Annotated in this window: 12 protein-coding genes; 6 read left to right on the top strand and 6 right to left on the bottom strand. The window is 42.6% G+C overall.

The genetic code is table 11. The features are described 5' to 3' along the window. Window positions 1–47: 47 nt before the first annotated feature. Entirely contained in the window at window positions 48–2,192 is a 2,145-nt protein-coding gene (locus NG798_RS25310; protein WP_261226498.1) for a CHAT domain-containing protein, read from the bottom strand. 244 nt (window positions 2,193–2,436) lie between these two features. Here NG798_RS25310 and NG798_RS25305 point away from each other — a divergent pair, with 244 nt between their 5' ends. From NG798_RS25305 to NG798_RS25280, 6 genes are all read left to right on the top strand, one after another. After that, window positions 2,437–3,474 carry a hypothetical protein gene (locus tag NG798_RS25305; protein ID WP_261226496.1) on the top strand — a complete coding sequence of 346 codons (1,038 nt, stop codon included), beginning with the start codon at window positions 2,437–2,439 and terminating at the stop codon, window positions 3,472–3,474. Between the two features lie 558 nt (window positions 3,475–4,032). Next, window positions 4,033–5,109, top strand: a complete 1,077-nt coding sequence (locus NG798_RS28060) for a serine protease (RefSeq protein WP_261226495.1) — start codon at window positions 4,033–4,035, stop codon at window positions 5,107–5,109. A 7-nt stretch (window positions 5,110–5,116) separates the two neighbouring features. Beyond that, a complete protein-coding gene (locus NG798_RS25295; protein ID WP_261226494.1) occupies window positions 5,117–6,214 on the top strand; it encodes an XRE family transcriptional regulator in 1,098 nt (365 codons plus the stop codon). Then, window positions 6,202–7,116 (top strand): MoxR family ATPase, encoded by a 915-nt coding sequence (locus tag NG798_RS25290; protein WP_261226493.1) that lies wholly within the window; start codon window positions 6,202–6,204, stop codon window positions 7,114–7,116. Before NG798_RS25295 ends, NG798_RS25290 begins: the two co-directional genes overlap by 13 nt. A gap of 304 nt (window positions 7,117–7,420) precedes the next feature. Beyond that, window positions 7,421–8,200 carry a hypothetical protein gene (locus tag NG798_RS25285; RefSeq protein ID WP_261226492.1) on the top strand — a complete coding sequence of 260 codons (780 nt, stop codon included), beginning with the start codon at window positions 7,421–7,423 and terminating at the stop codon, window positions 8,198–8,200. Window positions 8,201–8,880: 680 nt separating this feature from the next. After that, window positions 8,881–9,246: a DUF4346 domain-containing protein gene (locus NG798_RS25280; protein WP_261226497.1), complete on the top strand. Its 366-nt coding sequence runs from the start codon at window positions 8,881–8,883 to the stop codon at window positions 9,244–9,246. Window positions 9,247–9,446: 200 nt separating this feature from the next. Here NG798_RS25280 and NG798_RS25275 read toward each other — a convergent pair whose 3' ends face one another. The 5 genes from NG798_RS25275 to NG798_RS25255 form a co-directional block, all read right to left on the bottom strand. Continuing rightward, window positions 9,447–12,590, bottom strand: coding sequence for an SNF2-related protein (locus NG798_RS25275; RefSeq protein WP_261226491.1), 3,144 nt, complete (start codon window positions 12,588–12,590; stop codon window positions 9,447–9,449). A 61-nt stretch (window positions 12,591–12,651) separates the two neighbouring features. After that, window positions 12,652–13,257, bottom strand: coding sequence for a Uma2 family endonuclease (locus tag NG798_RS25270; protein WP_261226490.1), 606 nt, complete (start codon window positions 13,255–13,257; stop codon window positions 12,652–12,654). Window positions 13,258–13,259: 2 nt separating this feature from the next. Beyond that, the gene (locus NG798_RS25265; RefSeq protein WP_261226489.1) at window positions 13,260–16,109 is read right to left on the bottom strand and encodes a DUF1156 domain-containing protein; all 2,850 of its coding nucleotides are present in this window, start codon (window positions 16,107–16,109) and stop codon (window positions 13,260–13,262) included. Window positions 16,110–16,200: 91 nt separating this feature from the next. After that, on the bottom strand, window positions 16,201–16,629 hold the full coding sequence (locus NG798_RS25260) for a hypothetical protein (protein ID WP_261226488.1): 429 nt from the start codon (window positions 16,627–16,629) through the stop codon (window positions 16,201–16,203). 146 nt (window positions 16,630–16,775) lie between these two features. Continuing rightward, on the bottom strand, window positions 16,776–18,457 hold a 1,682-nt coding region (locus tag NG798_RS25255; RefSeq protein ID WP_261226487.1), incomplete at its 5' end, for a DUF499 domain-containing protein.

Below are 18,457 nucleotides of genomic sequence, written 5' to 3'. Positions count from 1 at the left end.
GTTAATTATTAACTGGGATAGAAAAATTAACAATAAAGGAAATAATTCTATCCCAGTTTAAATGTGTAATAGCTTAAAGAGTAAACCAAACCGAGGGGATTGAAGTATCGTTGCAACAATTCTTGGCGCACTGTGAGCATCGCTTGGCCCATAGGCTCTCCGGCAAACAGGCGTCTTAATACTTCTGTAGCATAGTGTTCAGCAAACGGTTCGGATACAGGACATTCGGTACCAACCACGCCACTCGCACCGGCATTCAAAAAATCATCAATCAGACTAACATAACTTTCGGGGCCATAGTCTCCTGTTGCACAACCGTTAAGAAAAACAAGTGGATGATGCTTCCAGGTTGATTCGTAACACTCTAAAAAATTACTGTAAATTCGGTCATCACTTACTTCTAAATAAGGTCGCTTCAGCGTTTCTTCTACTCCGCCGTGACAATAAAAATAAACTAAATCTAACTGATTGCCGTATGCTTCCCAAGTCATTTCTATTTGCTGTATTTCTTCAGAAGTTAATAGTTCCAATGAACCAGCCTCTTTCAGTTTTTCTTGATGTTCTCCCCATAAATTAAACTCCCGCCAGACATTGAAGCTTAAATATAATGGGAGTTCATTTTGAATTTGTCGGACTAATGCTGAAGGAGTAGGATGTTTATTACTGACCCAACAGGGCAGTTGCTCGATTGAGTAACGATAACCCCAAAACCCGTGAGGACAAACAAAATTAGGATTATTTTTATTGGGACAATTTGTACAATCTAAATCGTGCTTGGTAAAGTGCTCACACACACTTGTCCGCTTACTGGGTTTGACTTTTCGCTCGTACAGCAACCCCCAAGGAATTGTTACTTTTCCTAAGACAGGGTTTACTTGAATAATGGTGCCAGACTTGAGAGCAGCTTGCAAAACTTCTCCTTGTTCGTCTACTAATAATCCTTGCTTTTGGGGTAAGATTTGCCGATAAAGTTCGTGTCCGGCATCTGCTAGTCTGGGGAGCCAAGTATTCAGTTGTTCTAAACTTCCTTCAACTAAGCCATAGTATCCCTCAATTAAGGTTGAGCAGAGTTGTTGCCGAATTCCTGCGATTGCATTTCCCAGTGCGGTAGGTTGTAAGGTCGTATCGTAGAAAGCTAGTTCTCGGTCTCCTTGAGTGCGATCGAGGAAGCGAAAATCAATGCTGCCATCTCGTGTATCTAGCTCTACATTTACGGCTAAAATTCGTTCTGGAAGTAGTGCTAACTGCTCATTGGAAAGTAAGTTAGTAGTAGTAAAAGTAATGCGAGCAGATTGAGGTGGACGTAGAGATTCTGGAATTTCAGATCCCGCAGTGGGGACAACGAGAACAGCGATCTGCTTAGATTGGAGAAGGTAGCCACGATAAAACAACTCGACCCGAATATAGCCCCGACCCTCAAATCGATTAGGCTTAACAGTAAATTTGATCTGATCGGAAGCTCCACTGCGAGGTAATGTTAGCTGTTTAACTTGTGCATCAATACTGAAATCTTCATTTTTTGCGGTAACGATTGCATGTATAGTTAAGGTTTGTTGCTCATTCCAAACTTGTGCTAAAGCTTCATCTGGGAAAGGCGTTGGCTCTGCATCTATGCCTTTTTGTTCTGGACTGATGTCTATAAATAGTTTATAAACCTGTCCGTGAATTAGAGGTTCACTAGGTGGAACGGTTGTTTGATTTTTAGGGTCGCAAAAGTAGGTGTTAAAGAAACGGTAAGTTTTTACATAGTCCGAGACTTGTTTTAGAAAACTTACCTGTTTAGCAGCTTGGTCTTGGTTTTCAGTTTTCAGAATAACGCTGGTCAGAGCGATCGCCTCGTTAGGCTCAGTAGCAGTAGAGTCCTTGGGCTGACCGTCAAAGGTGATAACTTCTTTCACTTCTGGGAAAAGTTCTCGGTTCAAATCTTCTAAGCTAGGCAACAATTCACGAGGAATTTGACCGTCTAAGGTCTCTAATTTGGCCTTGTTATACTGATATAACTGATTTAAGGCAGAATTGGCTTCAATCACTGCGATTAGCTGTTCTTCAATAAAATCCCAGTAATCGGGGTCGATCTCTAATTGCTGTCCTACATCTTGCAAAACTGATTGTTCATCGCTGCTGAGAGCGGTTTCTAGCTCTCTGAGAGCCAGCAGGAGAGCCAGCAAAGTCTTGGTGACGGTAGAATTCATCAAGGTAAGGTGTTTCGGTAACGGGATAAAACGGTAAATTCAGGTAAACTTGGTTTTTATGGCACGAGAAGCACTTGTAGTTGGTATAAATCAGTATCCTTTCTTAAAAGATACACCGACCAGTAAAGCCAAGCACCTGACAACTCCGGCTTCTGATGCGGAGGCGATCGCACTCACAGCCTCTGCCAGTGAGTAGGCTATAGTTTGCATATAGGGATTACACAGGTGAAAGATTGAGTTGAGGGTGAAATTAGATTCCAGCACTATCAATGAGTTGGTAGAACTGCTCAGACCATTCATGGAAGATGAGCGAAACCGTCGATCTTTCCTAGTTCTAGCGTTGGGTAATGATGCACCTGTACTGCAAAGCATAACCTGGAGTGGCACTGTTGTGGCTTTCATCCCCGACATGGTGTGCAAACTAGCAGAGTATGGCGAAGTTGAACTAGGTAGACAAGCACTGTGGGCATTGTTGGAATATGTGCGATCGCAAGTTGGAGTTGATGTACAGCAACGCATCGATAAACTGCGTCCTCTGATTAATTCGCGTGCCAAGCCAATGGACGAGTTGTTAGCTGCCGATATCAATTTTATTTCACTTATTTATTTATGTTTAAATACTGCCGAAAAGAGACAGAATGCTGGAAAACTTTCAGACGAACACCGAGCCACCATTAATATATTGAAGAACAAGGTGCAACCGCTGATAATTCTGAGCGAACAGTTATCTGAAATGGCAGCCCAAGCACAAGCATTTCTTACAGAAACAAGACAAATCCTTGAAGCCGAGATAAAAGAGCTCCGTTGTTCGCAAGGAAGTAATAATCTACTCCCAATAGAGCAGCTTAAAGCTGATAAAGCTGAACTCGAACAAAAGATAAAGCCTCTAGAGGAGCAACTTCAAGTTTTGAAACAGTTTGAACAAGACTTAAAAGCTGGCAAAGAAGCTGCTCAATGGCTAGATAAAAATCGAGTAGCTCTGGCTCAAAGAGCAGGGAATGCTGCCTTAGATGAGTACAAAGAGCTAAAAACAGCGTTTTCAACCGATCAAATAGATGATTTCTATTGGGAAATTGAAAAGTATCTAGAACAGATATCTTGGTGTTTAACTTGGGGTAAATACGATCTTATAGAGGAGCCTAAGTTCCAAACCTTACCTGTCTATGCTTATACAATGTCATTCAGCTATATCAAAGATCAAAGAATTCCTGATTCTCTGTCTAGCCAAGCAGCCACAGAGCTAAAAGCTTGTATCACCTATTTAATACAAAGACTATCGTGACTGAAGGGGGGACAACAAGCGCAAACCCTTATCTGGAGGCTTGTCAAGTCGCTTTGTGCTATAATTAGATTAGTTTTTTATTCTCATTAATTAATGTCTAATGACAATGACGATCTTAGCACTACCTCAGTTCCATGTCCCCCCTTCAGCTATCGTGAGTCAACTAAGACCTATTTTTAAGACATCTTTGGCAGTTTCGGAGAGCTTTTTCAAGAGCTTGTTTTTCTAGCAAGTTTTGAGCAGCCTTATCGGCAAGCTCACCATATTGTTGATTGAGGGACTGAACAGCTTCATTGAGAGGGACTCCTTCGTTTAGAAGACTAGTTAAAGAATCTATGAATCTTTGATAGGCAGGTGACATATCGAAAAAAACTTAATTTAAGAATGACGTGCTTCATATACGCTTTACCGGAATTATTCTTAGAGTCCGGCATTCTTTTAGCAAAAGAAAAAAATCGACCAAAGTGGCACGATTGTAGTAGCTAAACTGATGCTAGATTTTCCATGACGATAGGAAAAGCCCAAATGTAAAACGGCCCTTTAAGAGGAGCAATAACTGTGACCGTTCAGCTAGAGCAGCCTGACTTCCGACGACTGACCCATATTGTTCAGAACTTACCCGACTTTGCGAATGTGCGCGATCGCCGCCGTCTAGTGGCGGGGGCGTTGGAAGGTGTACCCCAGGTGGATGTAATCCTAGCAAGGCTAGATTTGGATGGTACTCCGATGGCTGTCTCCGTGGAAGTAGTACGCTTCTTGTCCCAATTCGGACAAGTGGCTTACGGGAAAGAAGCCTTAAGCGTCTTCCTCAATTACATTCAGCCCTTTACTGGCGATAAAGATTCAGGCTTTATTTTGGAGCTATTTCAAAAGTATCCCCTCGATGTCCCAGTCAGCCCCAGCCGATTGATTGACCGATGGCGGGGAACGAGCAGTGTGACTGATGTACAGGAACAGATTATTGGAGAAGATACCCTACGCCACATTTACATTTTGAACCTGGCTCTTGAGGCAGCGAAAGCTGTGGTTCATCTGCGCGTACCAACGGAAAGGGGACGACAGGCTGCGGGTACGGGTTTTATGATTGCACCAGATTTATTGATAACCAACAATCACGTCATCGCCAGTCAGGAGCAAGCTGAAAAGACTGAATATACCTTCAATTACCAACTGGATAGCAACGGGAAAGAATGCTCCACACAGACTGTTCAGGCGTTACCGGGGGGTACGTTTTATACAAATGCTGAATTAGACTTTACAGTCGTACCCCTAAAAGATTTGCCAGACTTTGGCAGTCCCCTTGTCCTTAAGAGTAAGCAAATGCGGAGAGACGATCGCGTAGCCATTATTCAGCATCCAGGTGGACACCTGAAAAAAATCTCGATGCAGAATAACTTTATCGCTTATGCTGATGCCAACGTGGTGCAATATACCACGAGTACCTTACCTGGCTCGTCAGGTTCACCCGTGTTTGACGATGACTTTCAGGTGATTGCGATTCATCATAGTGGTGGGATGTTGCTTGAGCCGAGTACACAGCGACGTTATTTACGCAATGCAGGTACGAGTATGATTGCCGTGTTGAATGACCTGAAGAACAACGTGCCGGAGATTTACACCCGATTGAAGGCGTAGTTAGGTAATGGCAATAAGTAACGATATCATTCAAAAATTATTGCCTCTGCTCAGACCCCATATGGAGGACAAAAAGGAGCGTCGAGGATATTTGAATAGGGCACTGCTTAATGCAGCAGTTCTAAATCGTTTGGATTGGGATATGCCTGTGGATAATTTCATCACCGATATGGTCAAGAAACTTCATGATTTCGGTGAAATTACTTCTGGCAAACCCGCGCTTTGTGCGTTGTTGATTGAAATTCGTCAATATGTGGGTGTAGATAAACAAGGACGCATTGATGAACTCATTGTAGAAGTTCAAACACAAGCAGAATTTCTACCGATTCAAACGCCGCCTCATTTACTTTTTGATCTTCTGCTACAAATGGACTTTAAGCAGCAGGTGCGGTTGGTAAAAACAGTCATGACTTTGCACCGAAGTGCTGCTTTCTTGGTTCACGGTGAGCCTTACTGTGGACAGCAACTTTTGGTTACTCGGCTATTCCGGTTGAAGCCACAATGGAAGAATATTTCGCCCATCAAGGTTGATGTGAGCCACAACGGTGTAGGGAGGAGTATCCCCCACCTGTGGCGGCAACTCACGTCTTGGTTTGGTTTGCAGAAAGATGCTGAACCAAATCAGATTATTGAGAGAGTTTGCGATCGCCTCCTCACTCAAGATGTTATTTTTATTTTCTACACGGTGGACTATATGCTGCCAAAGGTTCTGGGGGAGTGGCTTCAGGAATTCTGGGAACCGCTGGTGGAAAAAGTTAAGACAGATTGCTGTCCGACTCCAGAGGGGACACACCTGTTAATGTTCTTGGTAGACAATAGCGGCAGAGTTTGTCAGTCAAATATTGTGCTAGCAAAGCAATGCGAACAACCGGAGTATCCCCGGATTCCTTTGCACTTGCCACCTGTTAGTCCGTTTCCGCCGGATGTCCTGGATGATTGGCTTGATATGGTGACGGGCTTTGCCGATGTGCAGATGCCTGCTGGGTTAACCTCCCAAGTCTTGTTAGAGAAGTCTGAAGCCGGTATTCCTGAATTTGTCTATGAAGAAATTTGCTGCCACTGCGGTCATAATTGGGAAGGAGGATTGGCAAAATGGTTAATTTAGCAAGTGTTCTCTCTGCCAGTGGCAAGCAGTTTTACAAGGGCAAACCCATCTCAGCAGAAGAGTACCAGCAGGACGGACTCGCCCCTTACTTGCCCTCGCCGGAACTGATTAATGCTGTCAACCTCGCCATCTTTCTGGAGAAACGCCCTCTGTTGCTCAAGGGAGAACCGGGATGCGGTAAAACTCGCTTGGCGCAGGCAGTGGCTCACGAACTGGGATTGTCCTATGAGCCTTGGTATATCAAGTCTACAAGCAGGGCAAGGGATGGACTCTACTCCTATGACGCTATAAGACGATTGCACGATGCTCAACTGGTTCGGATGGGGGAAGAGAGCAAATCTAAGGTTGATAATTTAGACAATTATATCCAACTGGGACCGTTGGGACGTGCGTTTGAAAATCCACAGCGCTCGGTGGTACTGATTGATGAAATTGATAAGGCGGATATTGATTTCCCTAACGATTTGTTGCGGGAGCTTGACGAGCAGAAATTCACGATTGAGGAAACGGGAAAAGAAGTAAAAGCAAATTACCCTCCCATTGTGTTCGTTACCAGCAACGATGAAAAAGATTTACCGGATGCGTTTCTGCGGCGTTGCCTGTTTTATTACATCGAATTTCCTTATTCACAATTAAGTAAGATTGTCAAAGCTCACTTTCCCGAATCCCCCCGTGATGTAGTAGAAGCCGCAGTGAAGCGTTTTACCGAATTGCGGCGGAAAATGGAGAAGGGCAAGTCAGGGAAAAAGGTTAGCACCAGTGAGTTGCTCGATTGGTTTGCTGTGCTGCATCAATTTCCGAAAGATGAGGTGTTGAAGCAGCTTGAAGGGGAACTGCCGTTCCCGGAAGTTTTGCTCAAGAAATGGGAAGATCATTTGCGGTATCTGAAGTATGAAGCTTGAAGAACTGCCACTCCTTGATATCTTTAACAGCCTGCGACAACGGCATGGGTTGCCTTTGGGGATTGATGAATATTTAGCAGTTCTGCGATCGCTTCAGGCTGGTTTTGGTATCGGCAGCCGTCAGGAAGTAGAGCAGCTTTGCTGCCTGGTATGGTCAAAGTCTGAGGAAGAGTGCCGCCTGATTCAACGGCTATTTAAGCAGATGTGGCGGTATTCTCCGGCTGAGCCAAAAAAGGATGGCAAAAACTCCTTAGATCCTACTGAAACACCAGCTACTGTCACGGTTTCAGCGGATAGTGAGCCCATGCCTCAACTAGAAACAGAGCTTAGTTTGACTCCAGAACCTGTGCAGGCTGTCCAAGCTGTGCGGAGTAGCCGGCGGGATAGGGAACTGGGGCATCCCCGGTATAACCTTTTGACTGAGTATTTCCCCATTACTCGCAGGCAGATGAAGCAATACTGGCGTTATCTGCGCCGTCCAGTACGCGAAGGAGTACCAATAGAATTGGATATAGAAGCAACGGCGGCAAAGATGGGGCGTGAGAGCATTTTACTCGAACCCGTACTGATGCCTCCGCGTTGCAATCAGACTGACCTTGTGCTGATAATTGACCAGGAAGGTTCGATGGTGCCGTTTCACGATCTATCGCGGCAGTTAGTGGAGACGGCACAGCGAGGTGGACGGCTAAGGCAGCTCCATGTATTTTACTTTCACGACTATCCTGATGAGTACCTGTATCGTCATCCCGCTTTATTGGATGCCCAACCGATGTCTGAGATACTGAAGGGGATTGGAGAACGGGCGGTAGTGCTGATTGTTAGCGATGGAGGAGCAGCACGAGGGAATTTTGACCAAGAACGGATTCAAAGCACTAAGTTATGGATTGAGCAGTTGCAGCAGTCGGTGCGTTATTGTGCTTGGCTGAACCCGATGCCAAATGAATGTTGGCAGCATACAACGGCTGGTGAAATTGCTCGTTTACTGCCCATGTTTGAGATGAGTCGTCAAGGGATGAATGCGGCGATTAGTGTTTTGCGAGGCAGATATATTGCTTGGGAGAGGATGTACTCATGGCTGCTGTGACACCCAACATTAACCAAGACCGTGCCAAACGAGTTGCTGTTAGACGAATTGAAGGGTTTACCAAGCAATTTGGGGAGACATATCGAAACTTGGCTCGTCATGCGGCATTTCCCCTCGTACTCACCCCGGATTTGCTATACCAAATTTGGGCAAACTTTGTCCCAGAAGCCCCTTGGGTAGCAGTGGCTCATGTGCTGCTGTCGCGCTTATGTCGGCAGGTGGGCTATGAAACGTATGAGATGGATATAACGGATCGCAATCTGTTGTTGAGGGAACTGAAGGAAGAGCTTGGACACGAGCGATTGGACGAATTGGGTGAGTTTCTGCTGGATTATGTGGGGCAGCGACTTACGGAGGATGATCCAGATACTCAAGACTTGGCTCAGGCTCAGGAGTGGACGGCATTAGCATATACTAAGCCTTATGAGGCGGCGCGGGAGTTGGCGCTGGCACTAAGTCGAAGGCTCAAGTATAAAGATATGGGAGAGGTGCTTCGGCTTACCTCGTTAATAGAAACATTTGCGGAGCCATTGAAGGAAGCAGGATTTGAGCCATTACTGATTTATAACAGTGGAATGAAGATTTTCGCTCGTGGAGATTTTGAGGGTGCGATCGCTGAATTGCATAAGATACCTGAGCAGAGAGAAGATGTAGAGGTTGCTGGAGTAATTTTAGAGCCTTTGCTTGTTAATATCCAGATTGAGAAGCTGGCAGCAATTGATGAAGAGCTTTCTAAACGTGAAATCAACCTTGACCCTGGTGGATATTTCATTATTTACTTGGATCGAGAGGCCCGATTAATATGTGCGAAGCATTACACAAAGGTGATTGATGGGCGTGGTTTAGCTGTAGATATAGGAAGCGGCCAGGTGGTGCACACATCCACTGTGTTTAGTGGAAAGACGGCAAAGGAACTTTGTGTAAAAATTTTGGAAGAAACTCAGCCTTGTCCAGTAACACTATTAGACCATGCTGCCTATTTAGGGCGCGAATTTGTAAGGGCTGAGCTTGCTTTACTTACAGGTACAGAGTACATTCAAGATTAAATAAAAAATTTCTGTATCAAATTATTAACTTCAAGGGCGATAAGCGTGCTAGAAACTAGATAAATCAAGGGCTGTAAAATTTTAAGTTCACAAAAGTATGTCAGCTTGTAGGTCTGATTTTTATTAGAGGATATTGCAAGGTTAGTTTTTGTACAGTGGTAGATGGATATTGCAGGGCCAGTTAGTGAACGTGGTTTTTTTTATCCGACCCCCAATACCTTCTGAACCTCACCCATTAACCGCTCAAAAAGCGGATTTCCCCAACTCATATACTGTAAACCCGGCCTCTCATCAAAGCACTCTGGATAAAACGTCACCTCATAGATTTTACCTTGATAACTCAACTGCCAAATACGCGATTCTAGCTTTTCAAAATTCCCCCCTATCTGCTTAATAACCAAAGAATTCGTTAGCAATTCCTCTATCTTTTCCGAACAAATCAGTGCCGGCGCAATTGCTCGATTAATTTCTAATAAGTCGGCTTCTACATCCCTTGTTACCATTTCATCTAATGCCGGCCTTAAAGGTGGCGCTTCCAAAACATTATCAAATTCTGCCAGCAAAACCCCCTCTTCTTCTGGATCTGCACTCATCGCTGCTCGTTCAATAAACGTGGGAACTTTTGCTAAAATAGGCTGTAAATTACCCACCACACTTTGAAAAGCATCAATCCTATCTCTCAGCTTTCGATACACTTTTGCCTCAACCGTACCATCATAATAAAAATTATGAATTCTTACGGTCGGATATACTTGACCAATGCGATCTAACCGGCCTATTCTTTGCTCAACCCGCATCGGGTTCCAAGGCATATCATAGTTAACCAATACCCCACAAGTTTGTAAATTTAACCCTTCTGAAGCGGATTCTGTACATAGTAAAATTTTAATATTTCCTGCTCGAAATTGCTTTTTAATTTGCTCTTTTGGCACAATTCGCCATTCGCTATTTTGATAAATTTCTCCGCCTCTTCCAGAATAACAAGCTACTTGGGAGCCGTATAATTGACGTAAAGCTTCCCGCAAATAGTCCATTGTGTCTGTATATTGCGTAAAAGCAATTGCACTTTCTCTATCTCTTAATTCTTGCCGCAGAATACTAATAAAATGAGAAAGTTTGCTATCTTCGCCGGTGTCCTCAAATTGCTGTAATAAATCCTGTAAATATCCAATTTCTTCGGGATCTGCTCGTTCAAAATAAGACTCTAATCCTTCAATAATTGGATCGTCTGCATCTTCTAAATCTCCTAAGTCATCGGGGGTTATATTAATGCCATCTAATCGGCGCTGTAACGATTCTTTAATGGCATAAAAAGAACTGGTTAAACGTTTACGGTAAAGTGTCATTAAAAACCCTAAAGCTTTGCGGTTTTCTTTTTCGGCTAATTTATAAAAATGGCGGACATAATCACTCACGGCGCGATATAAGGGAATTTCTCTATTTTCCTCTAAAGTAATTGCGTTGTCTTGAACTTTTCTTTCAGGAATTCCTTTCTCTAAAAGCCCTCGTCGGTGATACTCTCGCAAGGTATCGCGGGTGTGGCGAAACATTAAATCTTTGATGGGTGTATTAATTGTCAGATATTGCCGGGATGCTGTCATAAATGATTCATCAGCTAGGCAATGTTTCGAGTTAGATATTTTTAAACTTTTCTGCCAAGTATCTTTAAGACGATAGGATAGTAAGCGGTCAGTTTTGGTTAAATATTGTTCGAGGCGTTGACAGGCTTTTCCTCCTTGCTGATAATAATCAGTTGACATTTGTTGCCAAAAATCTAAGGTGTAGCGGTCTGGTTTGTCTGTTAATGAGGTAAAATAATTACAGAAGTTATCGCCATAATTCCAATGGCCTTTTAATCCCAATAATTGCAACAAATCAAATACTTCTATGGTGTCTATTTGCATAGGGGTGGCAGATAGCAAAATTAAAGCGCGGGTTCTTTCTTTAATTTGCTGCATTAATTGTAACAGCCGGTTGGGGGTTTCTTTGCGGTTTTGGGGGCTTTGCCGGCGGGCGTGGTGGGCTTCATCTAGCACAACTAAATCCCAGGGTTCTGCTTCTATTAATTCTCGCATTCTTTCTGACCGGCGCACTAAATGTGAGGAGGCAAGTATTAAGTTTTGGGCGTTCCAAGGATTGCCGGTGGGGATAATAGAAGAACCATCTGAGTTTTTTAATTCATTTTGGCTATAACTCCAAAAATAAAGGTTAAATTTTTCTCTTAATTCTTCTTGCCATTGCGGTTGAACGCTGGCCGGTGCTAATATTAATATACGTTTGGCTTTTTGGCTAACTAATAAGTAGCGCAAAATTAGGCCGGTTTCTATGGTTTTACCGAGTCCAACTTCATCTGCTATCAGAAAATTACAGGGGTATTGTTCAGCGACGCGGCGGAGGATTTTGATTTGGTGAGGCCAAGGTTTTATAGGAATTGATTTTAGGCAATAATCTAAGCAACCAGGGGATTTAGGTAAATCAAATAAAGGGCTAAAATTTTGTTTTTCTGCTTCGAGATTTTCTGGAGAAATGGTATAATTTAAAGAGGGAATTTCTGGGGGTTGATTGGTGGTAACTAATGGCTTTTGGTTAGACACCGGCCGGTTATCAAATTCAATTTGTCGATTCCAGTTTGGTTTACTTGCGGGGGCGTATTGTAAGAGCTTTTTTTGGATGGCTTCGGGGATATCAAACGTGCAGACATTGGGGGCTAGATTGTTCCACAATAGCTCAAATCTATATTGTTCTTCTGAAATTCTCTCTAAGTCTCTTTCGCCTTCCCAAGAGCAATAAACATGGAATGATTCAACGTTGCTTTGCCAACCGGCCTCTGTTTCATTGTTGGAACCGCTAAATGCGATTTGATTACCGTTACTGTCGGTAAAAATTCCTGTTTTTTCGTGGAAAATATGGTTATAATCAAGTTGTGTTTCGGGGGCTTCTGGCAGGCCGGTTGTTTTTAGGGGAATTGCTATTTTTATGTCTAAATATCCGTTTTGGATCAGCCAGCTTAGAATTTCAAAATGGTGAAGTTGGGCGAAGGTTTCGGGGGGTTTAAAATCATCCTCTAGGCGAAATGTCATTGCATCTCGGAGGCTGTATCCTTGTTGGATGGCTTGCAAGTCTTGGGGGCTAAATTGGCAACCCATTATTAACCGTATTTGCCCGTTATTATGCAGCATTGCGCCGATACCTTGGGCTACTCTGCTGAGGATTTTGCTGTTAAAAAATCCTGATTTTCTGTCATATTTTATGGCTGATTGTAAGGCGGGGATGTAAAATTCGGCGATGGGGTTGTTTTCATTGCTGGAATAACTTATCCGCCAGGGATGTTTTTGGAAGTTCATGTTTTTAGAAATTCATGTTTTTTGGAATTGGGAGAAGTCGGCCTTTTGATTGCGGTTTTTTTTAATTTCCATCATTTATGAGGGCTAATTTGTAATTTCTCACGGCTTGAGTTTGATTCGATTCTCCTATAAAATTCGCTAATAAAATAGGGTCTAAATCTGGCAATAAAACGCTGCGAGAATTCTGAACATAATCAGCATCGGTGTCAGGTAAATAATAAAACGACAATTGCTGATTTTCCCAAAACCACACCTCTTTTACTCCCAAACCTTTATACACTTCTAATTTATCAATTCCGCCGCTACTGATAACAATTTCTATGGCAATATCTGGGACTTCATTGAGGCTTCCTAAACAATAACATTCATCGGGTTCTACACCCCGTTTCACAGCACGGCGACGAAAAGTTGTGCTACCATAACCGTTTAATTCAATGTTTTTTTGTTCGGCGTAGGCTTCTATTAAACGGGCAATAATTTTTTTCAGCCTTTCATGTTCAGGAGAATTTGTCATTATAATTTCTAAGCTTCCTTCCAAGTACGTCATCCGCGTAAATTCGAGGTTAAGCATATCAGACAATAATTCGTATTGTTCCCAACTTACCTCATAAAAAATGACTCGTTGTTCTTCTGCCGGCTGTAAGGTTTTTGGATCTAAAAGTAACATAATTAACTCTCCGTATTGTCTCCACTAAAATCTAAGCTTAACTGCCCTTCTTCAAAATTTAACTCCATTTGTTCATAGACAACTTTTGCCTTAATTTCATCCATTGCTAACCATAAATCTAACAAGGCTTTTTCTTCGGGGATGCGTTTTTTCTCGTCTCCAATACGGGGGATTACTTTTAGCGCTACTTCTATTGTCCGCATGAACATATCATTGCTTACTAAGTTGGTTTTTTTCATAAACTCGCGCACACGCTGGATATCATCTTCTTCTTGATAAATAGCGATAATCGCGTGAAGTCCATCTACTAAATTTTGCAAGGTGAAGTCTTGCGGGTTAATCGAAAATGCGCGTTTTTTTAGCCTTTGTTTTGGTGTTAAAAATTTACAAGTTCCGCTGGTGGAGTCAATTAATTTGTGTTCTTTTGCTAAATTGGTGACGTTGAAACCTCCTATTGCTAATGCTAATTGTCGGGCTTCATCAAAGGGGAATTCAACGGCGCGGAAGGCATCCCAGGCGAGTAAATACCATTGGGTGAGGGCATCAAAACCGGCTGTATCTGTTTGCGCTAGTTTGCGGAAACGGTAATTTGCAATGGCTTTTCTGGCTTCGGCAAATGCTACTTCGGGGCGTACTTCTTCACCGCTGCTGTCGAGGATGGGATAGGAACGGCTGAAGACGTTTAAAGCGGGGCCAAAGGCGCTTAAATATAAGTCTATGCCGGTGATGTCGTTGGCTTCAAATTCGGGGGCGCGTTGTTCGACTAAGTTGGCAACTTCCGGGCGCAAGTCATCCCACCAGGCTTGTTCGGCGTTGGGATCTCGTTTGCGGCATACTAAGAGGACGGTACTGGAGACTGAGTTTTTCTGCGCTTGGTGGAGGTTTTGCGGGTTTTCGGTACTGACAGCCCAGGATGCGGTAATCTCGAAGCCGCTATCTATCAGCGATTTTGTGAGCACGTCCCAGGCGCCGGATTCTTTGTGGTTGAATTGTACTGTCATTACGCCGTCTTCTCGCAAAACTCGGTAATATTCGGCAAAAGCAAGGGCCATTTTTGCTTCGTAGTCTTGTTTGGCGAGTTCGTCTGGTGATGTTCCCATGTTGCGGAAGCGGAAAGGATTCGCTACAGCTTCTTTCGCTTTTTCAGTAAGTTCTGACCAGAATAATTCAGGGAATATATCACCTAATGTGCGTTTCATCCAGACATAGAAAAAGTCGGAAAGATCGGCATAGGGAATTGTGGAATAATAAGGCGGATCTGTGATAATTGCATTTACTGAATTGTCCGGGATGTGGTAGAGACTATCGGCTGATGCTGCATCAATTTTAATGGTTTTTGGGTCGTATTGTTCGATTCCTTCTAGGCCAGTGGAGGGGGGTTTTGTGCTGAATAAAGCACAAAGTTTTTGATAATCTTTAGTAGCATCTTCTAAACAAGATTGCCACAGTTCAATAGAACTATTGACTTCAGGATAGTTCCACATTAAGTTGAGAGCGTGCATTCCTGATGCTGTTCTATAGGATGCTCGACTAGCATCCCACATGGATAAACGACAGTTTTTATCAACACATCTATCTAACACTAAAGCTAAATAAGTTGTAATTGCCTCTACTTTCTCCGGTTCGTATTCAGCCTGTAACAGCGCCTTAGCTTCGTTGATTATTTCTACATAAGTGACAAGCGTTAGAAGCTGCCGAGGGTTAAATAAGTCTTCATACTTTCGTAAACCATAGTCATAATTGCCTGGAGAATTATGCAAGTCGGTACTGGTCGGTTCATTGGGAATTAATCCCTTAGTAATAAATTCAGGATAAGCCTCATTTAAATACTGTTGCGCTTTTTGAAAACCGTAAAAATCTAATTCTTCAGGGTTTCGGAATTCTAATATAGATTTGTTTTTTTTATAAGCTACTGCATATAACTGATGTCCAAAATTATTTACAGATGTATAACCTTTGATTTCTTGCTCTGTTATAATAGCATTACAATTGAAGCATTTCCCAACGGCTCTACTTAAAGTAGATAACGTATTGGGATCGTACTCACCGGCCTCTGTTTTAATAGTCGATTCTTTACCTTTCTTCCCCTTCACCAATTCAAAATCAACCCGCTTTTGTGCAAGATTAGGAATAGGTTTCACCGCATACCAATCACTCGTAACTTTTCTTGCTTGTCCTTTACCGGCATAGTTACTTGTCTTACTTAACCACCAATTCGGACTTAATGGTACAACAGACTGACAACTCGGACAAACCACCGTATGAGCCCACAAATAATTTTGCACAGTTTCCCCCGGCGCCGAGGGGAAAAAATCAGCTAATCTTTTCTCGGCTTCATCTCCCACCCATTTCACCCATTTATCAATATCATGCTGCAAATCGGGGCCAAATTTCAGCGGATATTCCATAGCCGCCTTCATCGTCACCACCGCCACAGGATTGAGATCCGACGCCAATACATTTAACCCATATCGCGCCGCTTCAAAAGGAATGCTACCCCCACCGGCAAAGGCATCTAAAATAGTAGGAGTACGATTTCCCCACACTTTCTCGCAATAGTCGTGTACTTTTTTAAGCCTAAACTTACCAGGTGGAGTTTTATAAAGTTTGATATCAGGATCAGGTTTTAAACCTTCTTTTTCAGGATAGTAACCAAGCAAATATTTAAACTCTTCTAAGGAGATATCATCGGGTAAAATTGAGGCTAAAACAGAAGCGCGAGAAAAGGATAAAGGTTTGCGGGAATACCAGCGATGTAAACCTTTAAAAGGGTTTCCGCCATGTTCGTAATATACTTGTGTATTTAAATCATTCACCGGGAATATTTTTTCGATAAAAAGTTTAGGACGCATAATTTTAAATTAGTAGTTTTAGGTTTTTGAGTGGGGATGGCATTTTGCCTGCCATTATGGAAATTTAATCAAAGCGGCTATTTTTATATAATTAATCTCCTAATAAAACTCGCAAAGCTTTGAGTGCATTAGAACGCTTACCATTGGCAATTTTACCAAACCAGTAATGCGCCTCTTCATCACTCATTCCCATAATACCAGAGGTAATGTTAGCAATGCGTTCTGTTTTAGAAAGCGGTTGTAAAGCTTGAAATAAAATTGCTAAACTAACGCCTGTTTGTTCAGAAAGAATATAAGGGGATTGCCGGTTATAAGATAAAGTTTTGGGGTCATAATTATTGCCTTTTAAAGCAGCATAAATTATCTGTCTAGCCTGCACTAAAGCATTACCTTTTAGCCGGCCTATACATTTAGCAGCAGGGCGTTTTTTCTCACCGGCTTTTTTATAAGCACATTGATAAAGTTCCAAAGTAAAATTGTTGTTATCTAATGGAATGACTCTTAATTGAAATTCTTGCATACTTCTGAATAATTTTACCAAAATAGTCGGTATTATGGCCGGTTTTTTCCTGTGACGATAGGGTGGGGAAATTAAATTTTAGCATCTACCCGCGTCTGGGCTGGGGTGGGGTGCCGGTTAAAGCCGGTAAAAAAGCCGATACTAACCTAATAAACCACCTTAGCACGCAAGCTCAAATGATCAACAGGATTCCGGTTTAGCGCTTGTTTTATTGCATTTAATTCAGTACCTTGCGGCTGGATTGGTGTTTCAAATTCAAAGCTTATCTTTAAACTAATATCAGCCTTCGTTCCTTCAGAATTTAACAAAGTATTAATTGTGGTAAAAAAGCTTTGAAAACCCCGCACAGAACCCTGATATTCTAACCGCACAAACTGGTCATTAGCAGTCAAACTAACAGTTTTATCAATTTGCAATTTAAAGCGACTAAATAAAGGAATTGCCGTGCCAATTTTCCGGTAATCCATACCTTGAGAAACAGATAAATCTAAAGACTCAATTCCGCGTACTTTAAAATCAAGACATTGATCCATAAACTGCGTAAAAACACCATTTAAACTGCCTTCTAATTCTATGGTAGCCGGTTTTAAATCGAACAGCGAAACAGTGCCGGCGGTAGTATAAACTCCACCCCCATTTTTTACCATCCCAGGGGTGCCGGTAGAAGTCACATTTACCGCTGTTTCTTTCTCGATAATTTCCCCATTTCCGTAATCAGCAACCACCCGAAAAACCGCCGCTTTTTCTATTTTTCCCTCCCACTCATCAGAAGGGCGGAATGTATTTGATAATAACTCCCCATCCTGATAAAGACTCACACTTAAAGCCCCTTTAGCCTTCCATCGTACACGCACCAGCTTAGCCGCTTCTGTTGCCGGCATCACAACGGTACTGAGTTCTATTTCTTTCGGCACCGGCGGCTGCAAAATCTCCCTGCGATAAAGAACCATTCTATCGGAAAACTCAATAACATCTGGCAAAAAAAGCGGCGAATCGTTTGTTTTAATATACAATTTTTCGCCAACTTTCATATCCCATTGTCCCTCTTCTAAACCCCGCCGGATCGTATCGCGCAACAAGGATATTTCTGCATCTAGCAGAATTTTTAAACTCAAATTTTTGGCAAATTCATCTCGCAAAGCTTTGACGCTAAAATGTTCTAAACCGGCGGGCCATACTTTTTGTAAAATAAAGGCCGGTGCATAGGGTTTTATCTCCTCATCCGAGCGTATTTTCTGGCAATCTTTCAGCGCTTTTAAAATAACATCTTGCTGGTTGTTTTTTCCTTTCACCATGCTAGAATCTTCCGCCGGCAAGGTATAATGTTTTAAACCCTTCGGTGCTTTTACAGGATCTTGATCTGGGTAAAATAAATGCCGGTAAGCATTCGTTAAAGCCACCCTCACCTCTAAATCTTTTCCACCTTTCCTTTCTTTAATTTGCTTCCGTTGACTTTCAGATAAATCCTCTAAACGGGTTTGGCTTGCCAGAATATTTTGAATCGCCTTATATTCCCGCACTAAATCGATTGCCTTTTCTAATTCTCGCTCATTTGCTACTAAAAATAATAGCCGATTGCGATAAGTACGAAACTTTCCCGACTCGCCGGTGTTGTTAAAAATTTGCTCAATTAAATAAGGTGCTTCATCCGTAGAATTTTGCACCATTGCTTCACCAAAATCTATCAAACAAAGCGCCACATCATCAGGAATATCATCTACATCTGAGGGGCTTTGTGGGGCAGAAATCAAGGTAAATAATTTTTTGGCAAAAATGCTATCCCGTCGAATTTGCAGGTCTTGTTTCGCCTCAGTTCGGCCTACCTGCT

Source organism: Ancylothrix sp. D3o (assembly GCF_025370775.1).
Lineage (GTDB): Bacteria > Cyanobacteriota > Cyanobacteriia > Cyanobacteriales > Oscillatoriaceae > Ancylothrix.
Note: the sequence above shows the minus strand (reverse complement) of the source record. Positions and strands in the feature narration are given on the sequence as shown.

What these genes read in the sequence shown, in the direction of transcription:
- NG798_RS25310 (WP_261226498.1), bottom strand. Translation starts at nt 2,192, where the DNA reads ATGAATTCTACCGTCACCAAGACTTTGCTGGCTCTCCTGCTGGCTCTC.
- NG798_RS25295 (WP_261226494.1), top strand. Translation starts at nt 5,117, where the DNA reads ATGGCAATAAGTAACGATATCATTCAAAAATTATTGCCTCTGCTCAGA.
- NG798_RS25290 (WP_261226493.1), top strand. Translation starts at nt 6,202, where the DNA reads ATGGTTAATTTAGCAAGTGTTCTCTCTGCCAGTGGCAAGCAGTTTTAC.
- NG798_RS25285 (WP_261226492.1), top strand. Translation starts at nt 7,421, where the DNA reads ATGCCTCAACTAGAAACAGAGCTTAGTTTGACTCCAGAACCTGTGCAG.
- NG798_RS25275 (WP_261226491.1), bottom strand. Translation starts at nt 12,590, where the DNA reads ATGAACTTCCAAAAACATCCCTGGCGGATAAGTTATTCCAGCAATGAA.
- NG798_RS25270 (WP_261226490.1), bottom strand. Translation starts at nt 13,257, where the DNA reads ATGTTACTTTTAGATCCAAAAACCTTACAGCCGGCAGAAGAACAACGA.
- NG798_RS25265 (WP_261226489.1), bottom strand. Translation starts at nt 16,109, where the DNA reads ATGCGTCCTAAACTTTTTATCGAAAAAATATTCCCGGTGAATGATTTA.
- NG798_RS25260 (WP_261226488.1), bottom strand. Translation starts at nt 16,629, where the DNA reads ATGCAAGAATTTCAATTAAGAGTCATTCCATTAGATAACAACAATTTT.